Origin of the sequence: Bradyrhizobium sp. CCGE-LA001, from assembly GCF_000296215.2 — a bacterium.
In the GTDB taxonomy this organism is placed as follows: Bacteria; Pseudomonadota; Alphaproteobacteria; order Rhizobiales; family Xanthobacteraceae; genus Bradyrhizobium.
The window spans coordinates 3554879-3566954 of the sequence record NZ_CP013949.1 but is presented as its reverse complement, the minus strand read 5'-3'; the positions used below and the strand labels follow the sequence as shown (position 1 = coordinate 3566954).

Sequence of the window (12076 nt, the reverse complement as noted above, 5' to 3'; positions counted from 1 at the left end):
AGGCTTGGCCCGGGAAATTGCGACATCAGCCATGCCCGATATCCCTGATCGAAAATGTTGACGAGCGGGCGGCCGGATGGCCGCCCGCCCCGTGATTATCAGCGATAGATGCGCTTCAGCTGGCGCTCGGCTTCAGCCATCGCGCCCTTCGCATCCTTGGCGCCGGTGCAGTAATTGGCGAACATGTCGACGACGATGAAGTCGGCGATTGCGGTCGCCGCCTTTTCGCCGACCGTGCCGATGCCGGCCGCCGGCAGCGTGCGCTTGGAGGCCTGCGAGAACACCTCGTTCTTGGGATCGGCCTTCCAGATCGGGGCGGACTCATAGGCGTTCAAGGTCTGCGTCAGATAGCCTTGCGCGCCGGACAGCCACTTCTCGTAGTTCTCCTTCTCCAGCATGAAAGCGACGAAAGCCTTTGCGGCGTTCGGATATTTGGTGAAGTTGAAGGCGAGAATCGGCAGCGCCAGTTGCAGCTCGGTCGGCTTGCCGACCGGGCCAACCGGCCAGAGCGCGTGGTAGGTATCCTCCGCCAACTCCTTCTTGCTGGCATCAGTCTTGGCGGCGACGTAGATCGAGATGCCGTTCGCCGTGCAATAGAGCTCCCCGGCGAGGTACGCCTTGTTGTTGGAGGAATCGTTCCAGGACGCCGTGCCCGGAATGAAGCTGTCGTAGAGCGCCTTGCAATATTCCAGCGCCTTCGCCGTCTCCGGCGAGTTGATGACGATCTTGTCGTTCTGGTCGACCGTGTAGGCGCCGTGCCCCCACAGCACCCAGTGCAGCCACGCATTGCCGTCGCCCGAGGCGTGGCCGAGTGCGAAGCCGGCGGGCGTGTTGTTGGCCTTGAGCGCCTTGCACATTTCGAGGAAGCTGGGGAAGTCCTTCGGGAATTCCTTGAACCCTGCTTTGTCGAGCGCCGACTTGCGGTAGGTCAGGTAACCGCCGTTGGTCGCCACGGGAATGCCGAGCCAGTCGTTGCCGAGCTTGCAGGTCTTGGCCGCTGCATCGGTCCATCCGCCATATTTGCCGCCGAGGTAATCGGCGACGTCGTTCATCTTCAGAACCTTGGTCGGGAACAGCTGGGGCAGCGTGTGCAGGCCCCAGGCGAGATCGAGTCCTGAGCCGGTGTTCGCCGCAACCGATGCCTTCGGCTGCACGTCCTCGAAGGACTCGCTGAACACGTTCATCTCGGTGCCCGTTGCAGCCTTGAACGCCGCAACCATCGCGTTGAACGCATCGTCCTCCGCCGGCACGAAGCGCTTCCAGCGCATCACGGTCAGCTTGGCGCCAGGCTCCGCCTTCCAAGGCGCGCTCTGCGCCCAGGCCTTGGCGAAGTCGAACAATGCCGGCCCGGTCAGCATGCCGGTCGCAGCCAGTGCCGTTCCGCCTTGAAGCAGAGTTCGGCGGGTAAAGTCCTTCATGTCGTCCTCCCTGTGATGCTTTTTCTTGTCTTACGTCTTGCTCTCGCCTGCCGCGTTAGGCGTTCATGCGCTTGCCCGTCGCCTCGTCGAACAGATGCACCAGCGACGGATCGGGCTTCAGCCGCACCTTGTCGCCCGGGTTGAACTGGTGGCGCTCGCGGAAGACCGCGACGACCTGCTCGCCGCCGACCTTGGCGAACACCTGCGTCTCTGAGCCGGTCGGCTCGACTACGATGATCTCGGCCTCGGCGCCGTCATCGGCGATGGTGAAATGCTCGGGCCGCACGCCGTAGACGGCGGGACGGCCGTCGGAGTTGGCGGGCGCCGTCTTGAGCGGCAACTTGACGCCGTTCGGCCCCTCGAAGGTGGCAACGCCGTTGACGCGCACATGGCCCTTGAGGAAGTTCATCGCGGGCGAGCCGATGAAGCCGGCGACGAACTGATTGTCGGGCTTGTCGTAGAGCTCGAGCGGCGTGCCCATCTGCTCGACGATGCCGTCATGCATGACGACGATCTTGTCGGCCATGGTCATGGCCTCGATCTGATCGTGGGTGACGTAGACCGTCGTCGTCTTCAGCCGCTGGTGCAGCTCCTTGATCTCAGTGCGCATGGCGACGCGCAGCTTGGCATCGAGGTTCGACAGCGGCTCGTCGAACAGGAACACCTGCGGATCGCGCACGATAGCACGGCCCATGGCGACGCGCTGGCGCTGGCCGCCCGAGAGCTGGCGCGGATAGCGATCGAGCAGCGGCGACAGAGCCAAAATCTCGGCAGCACGCTTGACGCGCTTGTTGATCTCGTCGGAGCTGGCGTTCCGCAGCTTGAGCGAGAAGCCCATGTTGTCGGCCACCGTCATGTGCGGATAGAGCGCGTAGTTCTGGAAGACCATGGCAATGTCCCGCTCCTTGGGCTGGACATTGTTGACGACGCGGTCGCCGATAGAGATCGTGCCGGAGGTGATGTTCTCGAGGCCGGCGAGCATGCGCAAAAGCGTCGACTTGCCGCAGCCTGAAGGGCCAACCAGGACGACGAACTGGCCGTCCTCGATCGGAATCGTCACGCCGTGCAGGACTTCAAAATTGCCGAACGATTTCCGCACGTCGCGGATTTGCACAGACGACATCTAGCTCCCTCCTCGAAAGTCCACGACGACTCCAGCGCCGCGACCGTCTTGTTCTTTTTGGACTTCACCGAACGAAGCCCGATCATAGCGGGCGACATTGTCGGTAGTTTGTGCGGTTTTGGCAATTTGTCTTTGGTTAGTCGTTGCTGGTAGCGCTGTCAACGATCCTTTGTTTGCGTCAGTGGCTATGCTATGAGCAGCAAATGGGTCGAAAACGCACCAAGTCCGGCAAAATCCGGTTGGCTGAAGTGGCCGAGCTTGCCGGCGTCAGCCCGATCACGGCGTCGCGGTTCTTCCGCAATCCGGAAGCGCTGTCGGTTGCCAAGCGGACCCGGGTCGAGAGCGCCGCCAAGGAGCTCGGCTATGTGCCCAACCTTGCGGCGCGGGCGCTGGCCTCGCAACGTACCGAGGTGATCGGTGTATTGATCCCCTCCCTCACCAATAACGTGTTCTCGGATGTGCTGCGCGGCATCTATGACGCCTCCGAAGGCAGCCGCTACTCGATCCAATTGTCCAACACACGCTACAGTATTCTCCAGGAGGAGAAGCTGCTGCGCCTGTTCCTGGCGCAGAAGCCGGCCGGACTGATCGTTACCGGCATCGACCAGACCACGGAGTCCCGCGCTATGCTGGAGGCCGCGGACTGCCCGATCGTGCAGATCATGGAGATTGGCCCCGATCCAGTCGACATGATGATTGGCTTTTCGCACTATGATGCAGCCCGCGCAGCGGTTGCCCACCTGTTCGAGCAAGGCCACAGCAAGATCGGCTTCGTCGGCGCACGCATGGATCCGCGGGTGCAGCGGCGCCTCGACGGATATGTCTCGGCCATGAAAGATGCAGGACTATTCGACCAGCGCCTCGTCGTCACGACGGCGACGCCGACTTCGGTGACGCTCGGCGGCGCCCTGTTCACCGATCTGCTGGCGCGGGAGCCCCTCGATGCCGTGTTCTGCGCCAATGACGATCTCGCGCTCGGCGTGCTATTCGAATGCCGGCGGCGGGAGATCGCCGTCCCCGAACAGATCGCGATCGTCGGATTCAACGACCTCGAATTCATGGCGTCAGCCGTCCCCACCCTCACCAGCGTGCGCACCAATCGCTATGAGATGGGGAAGACGGCTGCAACCATGTTGATCGAGGCGATCGACGGGCGTCGCCCGGAGCAGCCGGTGCTCGATCTCGGCTTTAAGGTGATCGAGCGGCAAAGCTCGTCGGCGCGGCGTTCGGACAGCAGGCCGGTCGCTTCCAGTGCCAGTACGGTGAACAAAATGGTAGCGTTACCAAGTAGCCATGACTAGTATCGCACTTGTGAGGAAATGACCCGCCAGCGGGCCGGCAGACCGGCGCTCGCGCCGCTGGGCATCGCACAAGCCGACACTTGAAGCGGACGCGAGTGAAACGGACGCAAGTGCGTTTGCATTGCAGGAGAGACCAATGACAAAAAAACCAACCAATGGGCACGCTGCCGGCAACGGCGCTCGCCGCCACCTCCGCTCGCAGGAATGGTTCAACAACCCGCATAATCCGGGCATGACCGCGCTCTATATGGAGCGCTATCTGAACTACGGCCTCACCCGCGCCGAGCTTCAATCGGGCAAGCCGATCATCGGCATCGCCCAGACCGGCAACGACCTCTCCCCCTGCAACCGCCACCATATCGAGCTCGCCCATCGCGTCCGCGAGGGCATCCGCGAGGCCGGCGGCATTGCGATGGAATTCCCGACCCACCCCATCCAGGAGACCGGCAAGCGCCCGACCGCGGCGCTCGACCGCAATCTCGCCTATCTGGGCCTCGTCGAAATTCTCTACGGCTATCCGCTCGACGGCGTGGTGCTGACCACCGGCTGCGACAAGACCACGCCGGCCTGCATGATGGCGGCGGCGACCGTCAACCTGCCGGCCATCGTGCTGTCGGGCGGCCCGATGCTCAACGGCTGGCACGCCGGCGAGCGCACAGGCTCCGGTACCATCGTCTGGAAGTCGCGCGAGCGGCTTGCTGCCGGCGAGATCGACTATGAGGAGTTCATGGAGATCGTGGCCTCCTCGGCCCCGTCGGTCGGCCATTGCAACACCATGGGGACCGCATCGACCATGAACGGGCTCGCCGAAGCGCTGGGCTTCTCGCTGCCGGGCTGTGCCGCGATCCCTGCGCCTTATCGCGAGCGCGGCCAGATCGCATACGAGACCGGCAAGCGCATCGTCGAGATGGTCTGGGAGGATCTGAAGCCATCTGACATCCTGACCCGCAAGGCGTTCGAGAATTGCATCGTGATCAATTCGGCGATCGGCGGCTCCACCAACGCGCCGATCCACATCAACGCACTGGCCCGCCACATCGGCGTCGAGCTCTCGATCGAGGATTGGCAGAAATTCGGCCATGACGTGCCGCTGCTGGTCAACATGCAGCCGGCCGGCTTCTATCTCGGCGAGGAATTCCACCGCGCCGGCGGCGTGCCGGCCGTGGTGCGCGAGCTGATGAAGCACAAGCGCATCCATGAGGATGCGGTCACGGTCAATGGCCGCGGCATCGGCGAGAACTGCAAGAATGCGCTGGCGCCCGACAACGACGTGATCTGGGCTTACGACAAGCCGCTGGTGAAGGACGCCGGCTTCCTGGTGCTGAAGGGCAATCTGTTCGATTCCGCGATCATGAAAACCAGCGTGATCTCGAAGGAATTCCGCGACCGCTATCTCAGCAACTCCAAGGATCTCAACGCCTTCGAAGGCCGTGCCATCGTGTTCGAGGGGCCGGAGGACTATCACGAGCGGATCGACGATCCCTCACTCGACATCGACGAGCGCTGCGTGCTGTTCATCCGCGGCACCGGGCCGATCGGCTATCCGGGCGGCGCCGAGGTCGTGAACATGCAGCCGCCGGCGGCGCTGATCAAACGCGGCATCCTGTCCCTGCCCTGCATCGGCGATGGCCGCCAGTCCGGCACCTCGGGCTCGCCCTCGATCCTGAACGCCTCGCCGGAAGCCGCCGCCAATGGCGGACTCGCGATCCTGCGGACCGGCGACAAGGTGCGCATCGACCTCAACAAGGGCAGCGCCAACATCCTGATTTCGGACGACGAGGTGAAGAAGCGCCATGCCGAGCTGATGGCCAGCGGCGGTTTCAAACATCCGGCGAACCAGACGCCTTGGCAGGAGATCTATCGCAATACCGTCGGCCAGCAATCCACCGGCGCCTGCATGGAGCTCGCCACGCGGTATCAGAACGTCGCCGGCACGTTCGGCGTGGCGCGGGATAATCACTAGCAGCCAAACCGTCATTGCGAGCGAAGCGAAGCAATCCAGAGATATCCCCGCGGCGACAGTCCTGGATTGCTTCGTCGCTTCGCTCCTCGCAATGACGCGGGGTTGGCATTCGAATGAATACAAGGGAGAACAAAATGGCAGACCGCCTCAAGGGAAAGCGCGCCGTTGTCACGGCGGCTGCGGCAGGCATCGGGCGCGCATGCGCGATTGCATTCGCGCGTGAGGGCGCAACCGTCATCGCGACCGACATCAACGAAGCCGGCATCGCGAGCCTGACCAAGGAAGGCGTGGCCGAGGTCGCGAAGCTCGACGTCCGCAATACCGCCGACGTCAACGCCTTCGCCAAGCGCGTCGGCAAGATCGACATCCTGCTCAATGCTGCGGGCTTCGTGCATCACGGCACCATCCTGGAATGCTCGGAAGAGGATTTCGACTTCTCGTTCGACCTCAACGTCAAATCGATGCACCGGACCATCAAGGCATTCCTGCCCGACATGATCGCGGGTGGCGGCGGCAGCATCGTGAACATCTCGTCCTGCGCCGCGCTGCGGCCGCCGGCGAACCGCTATGTTTACAGCTCGTCGAAGGCCGCGGTGTCGCTGCTGTCGCGCGCGGTCGCGCTCGACTTCATCACCAAGGGCATCCGCTGCAACTCGATCTGCCCCGGCACCGTCGAGACGCCATCGATGCTCGACCGCGCCGCCGCGCAAGGGCCGCAGGGGAAGGAGATGTTCATCTCTCGCCAGAAGATGGGTCGGCTCGGCACCGCCGAGGAGATCGCATCCATGGCGGTCTATCTCGGTAGCGACGAGAGCGCCTTCACCACCGGCGTCGACCTCGTGGTCGACGGCGGCTACATGCTCTGACGCTTGGGGCACCCGGCATGAACAAGATCGATCTCAATGGGCGCGTTGCCGTCGTCACCGGCGGCGCACAGGGCTTTGGCCGCGCCATCACCGAGCGCTTCGTCGCCTCCGGCGCCAAGGTCGCGATCTGGGATTTCGATGCGACGCTCGCTGAGAAGACCGCGAAAGAAATCGGCGACAGCGCCCGCGTGTTCAAGGTCGACGTCACCGACACCGCTGCGGTCGAGCAGGCTCGCGACGCCACGCTGGCCGCGTTCGGCAAGATCGACATCCTCGTCAACAATGCCGGCATCGCCGGCGTCAACAAGCCGGTCTGGGAGACTGACCTCGAGGAATGGCGGAAAGTTCTGCGCATCAACCTCGATGGTCCCTTCATCGTCTGCAAGGCGATCGTGCCCGTGATGCTCAAGCAGAAGTACGGGAGGATCGTGAACATCGCCTCGATCGCCGGCAAGGAAGGCAATCCGAACGCCTCGCATTATTCGGCGTCCAAGGCCGGCCTGATCGCGCTGACGAAGTCACTCGGCAAGGAGCTCGCCGCTCACGACATCCTCGTCAACGCAGTGACGCCGGCAGCGGCAAAGACCGCGATCTTCGACCAGATGACGCAGCAGCATATCGACTTCATGCTGTCGAAGATCCCGAAGGCGCGCTTCGTGTTGGTGGAGGAGCTCGCCGCGATGGTGAGCTGGCTTGCATCGGAGGACTGCGCGTTCTCGACCGGCGCCGTCTTCGACATCTCGGGCGGACGCGCAACCTATTGAGGTCATCATGATCCGGGAGGGCGGATGCCTGTGCGGCGCGGTGCGGTTCAAGGCGGAGGGCGAGCCGCTCAACGTCCGCATCTGCCATTGCCGCATCTGTCAGAAGGCGATGGGCTCGCCCTACTTCGCCCGCGCCCAGTTCGACCAGCGTGCGCTCAGCGTTGACGGCGAGACTGCCCGCTACGCGTCCTCCGAGAACATCGACCGCGTGTTCTGCAAACAGTGCGGCACGCGGCTGTTCGCCTGGCGTCGCAACGGAACGCTCGCCGGCGTCGCGCTGGCCACCTTCGACGATCGCAACGCCTTCGCGCCGACCGAGCACATCTGGGTCTCGGAAAAGCTCGCCTGGGTGAAGATTGACGACGCACTGACGCAGTATCAGACGACGATTCCGGCGTGAATTTGCGCGACCGCACGGCGGCGCACCGGGGCAGTGATTTTGCAGCGTGGCATTTCGGAACCGGCCACCCTATCTTGAGCTGGAGCGCTGCTGCACCGCCGGTTCGGCTGGAACGGCTGCGAAGCAGCGAGCCAACCGGGACCAACGAGCCGTGAACATTTCCTTTTATGATCTTTCCGTCTGGGTGCTGCCGCTGGTGCTCGCCATCACCTTCCACGAGGCCGCGCACGCCTTCGTCGCGGACCGGCTCGGCGACAACACGGCCTCGCAGCTCGGCCGGGTCAGCTTCAATCCGCTCAGGCATATCGACCCGTTCGGCACCGTGATCCTGCCGGCGATGCTGCTATTCGCGCATTCGCCGTTTCTGTTTGGCTACGCCAAGCCGGTGCCGGTGAACTTCCGCAAGCTGAACAACCCCCGGCTCGACATGGTCTGGGTGGCGCTGGCCGGGCCCGCCACCAACATCCTGCTGGCACTCGCCACCGCCCTCGCCTTCCATGCCCTGCCCCTGGTGCCCGCGAGCGCGGCGAAATGGGTTGCCGACAACCTCAAGAATGCGCTCATCATCAACGCGGTGCTCGCCGTCTTCAACATGATGCCGATTCCGCCGCTCGACGGCGGCCGGGTCGCGGTCGGACTGCTGCCGCGGCCGCTCGCCGTGCCCCTGGCCCGGCTCGAGCCGTTTGGGATGCTGATCCTAATCGGCCTGTTGATCCTGCTGCCGCTGGCGGGTTCGCAGTTCGGTCTAAATCTTGATGTTATTTCAGCAATACTGCGGACGTTGACCGGTTATGTGATTCAGGCTGTTCTCTTCCTGACCGGCAATACGTAGTTGACGGCGACACCCGAACACAAGCCGAAGGGCCCGAGGCCGACTTGGTCAAAGCTGCCGATATGCTGATCGCGCGACGCGCCGATACCCGCGCCCGCGCGGATTTTGCCACCTGGAAGATGATGGCCAAGCTCAATGGGTCGTCCGCGCTCCCTCCGGAGGCCCAGGAGTTCCTCGCAAGCTATAAGAACCTCTTGGCACAGATGGGCGAGGGCGAGGCCACTGAGGCTACCATCGGCGCGATCTACAAGGCCTATTATGCCGAGATGGGCGGCGCTGGAACCCCGCCTGACGTCCGCCCCCGTCCGCCTGAAACCGCGCAAGACAATGTTACCGCCTTCCGCCGCCCGGCACCGAGGCCGAAGACCACCAGCTTTTTCGGGGCGGGCACAGCCGCTGGAACCCAGAAGCGGCCGCTGCCAGTGGCGCTGATCTTCGCCTGCCTGGTCGTGGTCTATGTCGGCATCCGCCTCTACTGGCGCTGAGCCGTATTCTTCTTTTTCTTGGCGTCCGGCGGCGTGAAGATGATGTCGACGGTGCGCTCGAAGCGGTCGTCGGTCAGCCCGGCGGGCGGCTGGGGAATGGGATCGGACTTGCGGACGATCGAGACCGCGGCCGCATCGTAAGCGGCGTCTCCGGACGACTCCACGACGTCGACCGACAGCACGTTGCCTCTGCGGTTGATCGCAAAGCTCACCTTGACCTTCTGGTTATTGGGCTGCTTGCCCTCCGGATTGACCTTGTGAGCCGTCAGATGCGCACTGATCTTGCGATTCCAGTCGGCCGTGATCTTGAGGATGTCCTTGCCGAGGCCAAGCACCGGCGCCAGCGCCTTCTCGGCCTCCCGCGCGTCTTCATCGAGCGTCTGCCGTGCCGTCGCAACCGATTGCGGCGATGCCTCGGCGGCGGGAGTCTCGACCGCCGCGATCTTCGGATCCTCGTCCTGCGGCTTCTTCGAGATGGTCTCGGTGACGACGCGATCGGGATCCTCGACCTCTTGCGACTGATCCTTCGGCAGCTCGGTTTCCTTGGTCTCGGCCTTTTGCTCGGGGAGCGCCTGCTGCTCCTGCATCGCTTCGCTGTCAGGCCCCGGCGGAAGGTCGGTCTCGGGCGCCTTTGGCGAAGCCATCTCGACGGCGAACTCGGCGCCGGCCGCGCCAAGGCCATCGCCGTCGTCGTCGGCCTGCAGATGCGCCAGCGCGAGCGCGGCGCCACCGAGATGAAGCCCCAGCGCAGCCACGGCTGCAAAGATCCAAAGCTTCCGGGATGGTCCAGCTTCGTTCGGCATCGCGCGTCTTCTCAAGGCTGACCAGCGCCGGCCGCAGGTGCCCCCGGGGCGCCTTCCAGCGCCACCAGCTTCACCCGCGTATAGCCGCCTGAGCGCAGGAGCTCCATGACCCCCATCAACTCCCCATACGGCACCGACTTGTCGGCGCGCAGGAAGACATATTTGTCCTTGCTCATGTCGGACAGCCCATCAAGCGTGCCGATCAACTCAGCCCGATGGACCGGGTTCTCTCCGATCGCAAGCGTCAGATCCGGCTTGATGCTGAGATAGGTCGGCTTGTCCGGCTTCTTCTGCTGCGTCGCGCTCGACGTCGGCAGATCGATCGGCAAATCGACGGTGGAAAGCGGAGCTGCGACCATGAAGATGATCAGCAGCACCAGGATGACGTCGATGAACGGCGTGACGTTGATGTCGTGCGTTTCCGAGAAATCGTCGTCTTCACCGTCGTTGTCTGCGAGTGAAACGCCCATGGCTCACTCCGCTGCGCGTGAATGCACGCTGCCGTGACTGCGGTCGAGATCGCGCGAGAGCAGCCGACCCGCTGCGCCCGAGGCGCGGCTGACGAGCTCGAGATAGCCTTTCGTCACGCGTGCGAAATGATTGTAGATGATGACGGCGGGGATGGCGGCGACGAGGCCGATCGCGGTGGCGAGCAGCGCCTCGGCGATGCCGGGCGCAACCACGGCGAGGTTCGTCGTCTGCGATTTCGAGATGCCGATGAAACTGTTCATGATGCCCCAGACCGTGCCGAACAAGCCGACGAAGGGCGACGTGGAGCCGATGGTCGCGAGCACGCCCATGCCGATGCGGATGCGCCGCTGCTCCGCACGCACGATCTCCTGGAAGCTCGAGGCCGCACGCTCCTTGATGCCGGCATCGCTGGAGAGGCCGGCCGACATACGCGCCTCGCGCAGCGCGGCGGCGAGGAAGGACGGCAGGATTCCCTCCTTGGCTCCGAGGGCCATCTGAGCTTCCGCGAGCGAGCGCGCTTCTGCGGTCTTCTTCAGTGCCGAACGAAGCTTGCTGGAGGCGACCGACAGCTCGAGCGACTTGGCGATGAAGACGGTCCAGGTCATCAACGAGGCGAAGGCGAGCCCGACCATCACCGCCTTCACGACGATGTCCGCCGACATGAACATCACCCAGGGCGACAATTCCTTCATGGCCGGGGCGGCAGCCGCTGCATCGAGCTTGGCGGTCGTCGACGCCGTAGCCGCGGGGGACGCCGTTGGAGCAGCGGACACGGTTGCCGTCGAAGAAGGCGCCGGGGCATTGGGTGCGGTGGCTGCCGGCGCCGTCGGAGCCGGACCGGCCGGTGCCGATTGCGCCGGTGCCGGCGGAGCTTGTGTCTGGGCGGAAACAGGAGAAACCAGCCAGGCGGCCGCCAGCATCGCGGCGGCGGCAAGGCTTGCTTGGAAGGTCATGCTCTTCATAGTTCGGCCCAGTAGCGAATGAGGTTGTGATAGATACCCGTCAATTTGACCGTTTCGGGATCGTCACGCCCGAGCCGTTCCACCAGCGCCTGAATCGCGGTGTCGAGGTCAAAGATCATGCTGCGAGCTTGATCGTCCCGTATCATGCTCTGAAGCCAGAAGAAAGACGCAACCCGCGTTCCGCGCGTCACCGGCGTGACGAGATGCAGGCTGGTCGAGGGATAGAGCACGCAGTCGCCGGCCGGCAACTTGACTTCGTGCGAACCGTAGGTGTCCTCGATCACAAGTTCGCCACCGTCATACTCGTCCGGCTCGGCGAGGAACAGCGTGACCGACAGGTCCGTGCGGATGCGAAGGCCGGTCAAGCGGTCGCCGCGGATCGCATTGTCGACATGCAGGCCGAAATGGTGGCCGCTGCTCGCCGCATAGCGGTTGAACAGCGGCGGGAATATCTGGAGTGGGATTGCCGCCGCGACGAAGCGCGGGTTCGACGTCAACGCCGAGATGATGCGGTTGCCGAGTTTGCGCGCGACCTCGCCGTCCGGCGGCAATTGCTCGTTACGCTTGACCATGGCCGACTGCGCACCCGCAGTCGAGCGGCCGTCCTCCCATGCGCTGGCATCCATGATGCGGCGAAAATCCGCCACATCATGCTTGCTGAGAATGCCAGGCAGGCAGGTCAACATGA

Annotated in this window: 13 protein-coding genes; 7 read left to right on the top strand and 6 right to left on the bottom strand. The window is 63.9% G+C overall.

The annotated features are described in order from the left end of the window. Nucleotides 1-98: 98 nt before the first annotated feature. Together BCCGELA001_RS16350 and BCCGELA001_RS16345 are read right to left on the bottom strand one after the other, a co-directional pair. Nucleotides 99-1418, bottom strand: coding sequence for an ABC transporter substrate-binding protein (locus tag BCCGELA001_RS16350; RefSeq protein WP_060735797.1), 1320 nt, complete (start codon nucleotides 1416-1418; stop codon nucleotides 99-101). A 55-nt stretch (nucleotides 1419-1473) separates the two neighbouring features. Next, on the bottom strand, nucleotides 1474-2541 hold the full coding sequence (locus tag BCCGELA001_RS16345; protein WP_060735796.1) for an ABC transporter ATP-binding protein: 1068 nt from the start codon (nucleotides 2539-2541) through the stop codon (nucleotides 1474-1476). Between the two features lie 203 nt (nucleotides 2542-2744). Between BCCGELA001_RS16345 and BCCGELA001_RS16340 the strand changes: the two genes are divergently transcribed. From BCCGELA001_RS16340 to BCCGELA001_RS16310, 7 genes are all read left to right on the top strand, one after another. Then, a complete protein-coding gene (locus BCCGELA001_RS16340) occupies nucleotides 2745-3842 on the top strand; it encodes a LacI family DNA-binding transcriptional regulator (protein WP_060735795.1) in 1098 nt (365 codons plus the stop codon). 136 nt (nucleotides 3843-3978) lie between these two features. Further along, on the top strand, nucleotides 3979-5805 hold the full coding sequence (locus BCCGELA001_RS16335; RefSeq protein WP_060735794.1) for an IlvD/Edd family dehydratase: 1827 nt from the start codon (nucleotides 3979-3981) through the stop codon (nucleotides 5803-5805). Between the two features lie 134 nt (nucleotides 5806-5939). Continuing rightward, nucleotides 5940-6671 (top strand): SDR family oxidoreductase, encoded by a 732-nt coding sequence (locus tag BCCGELA001_RS16330; protein ID WP_060735793.1) that lies wholly within the window; start codon nucleotides 5940-5942, stop codon nucleotides 6669-6671. 17 nt (nucleotides 6672-6688) lie between these two features. Beyond that, complete coding sequence (locus BCCGELA001_RS16325; protein ID WP_008552411.1) at nucleotides 6689-7435, top strand: SDR family NAD(P)-dependent oxidoreductase; 747 nt, start codon at nucleotides 6689-6691, stop codon at nucleotides 7433-7435. A 7-nt stretch (nucleotides 7436-7442) separates the two neighbouring features. Continuing rightward, on the top strand, nucleotides 7443-7835 hold the full coding sequence (locus BCCGELA001_RS16320; protein WP_008552412.1) for a GFA family protein: 393 nt from the start codon (nucleotides 7443-7445) through the stop codon (nucleotides 7833-7835). A 151-nt stretch (nucleotides 7836-7986) separates the two neighbouring features. Next, nucleotides 7987-8667, top strand: a complete 681-nt coding sequence (locus BCCGELA001_RS16315) for a site-2 protease family protein (RefSeq protein WP_060735792.1) — start codon at nucleotides 7987-7989, stop codon at nucleotides 8665-8667. 62 nt (nucleotides 8668-8729) lie between these two features. Beyond that, complete coding sequence (locus BCCGELA001_RS16310; protein ID WP_060735791.1) at nucleotides 8730-9152, top strand: hypothetical protein; 423 nt, start codon at nucleotides 8730-8732, stop codon at nucleotides 9150-9152. Here the strand turns inward: BCCGELA001_RS16310 and BCCGELA001_RS16305 are convergent. The 4 genes from BCCGELA001_RS16305 to BCCGELA001_RS16290 are packed head-to-tail and all read right to left on the bottom strand — an operon-like array spanning nucleotide 9140 to nucleotide 12074. Further along, complete coding sequence (locus BCCGELA001_RS16305) at nucleotides 9140-9955, bottom strand: energy transducer TonB (protein WP_060735790.1); 816 nt, start codon at nucleotides 9953-9955, stop codon at nucleotides 9140-9142. The genes BCCGELA001_RS16310 and BCCGELA001_RS16305 overlap by 13 nt on opposite strands. Before the next feature lie 11 nt (nucleotides 9956-9966). Next, complete coding sequence (exbD, locus tag BCCGELA001_RS16300; RefSeq protein ID WP_008552434.1) at nucleotides 9967-10425, bottom strand: TonB system transport protein ExbD; 459 nt, start codon at nucleotides 10423-10425, stop codon at nucleotides 9967-9969. Between the two features lie 3 nt (nucleotides 10426-10428). Further along, nucleotides 10429-11388 carry a tonB-system energizer ExbB gene (gene exbB / locus BCCGELA001_RS16295; RefSeq protein ID WP_008552436.1) on the bottom strand — a complete coding sequence of 320 codons (960 nt, stop codon included), beginning with the start codon at nucleotides 11386-11388 and terminating at the stop codon, nucleotides 10429-10431. Beyond that, nucleotides 11385-12074 (bottom strand): Fe2+-dependent dioxygenase, encoded by a 690-nt coding sequence (locus BCCGELA001_RS16290; RefSeq protein ID WP_008552439.1) that lies wholly within the window; start codon nucleotides 12072-12074, stop codon nucleotides 11385-11387. The genes exbB and BCCGELA001_RS16290 overlap by 4 nt, the downstream gene beginning before the upstream one ends. Nucleotides 12075-12076: the final 2 nt, after the last annotated feature.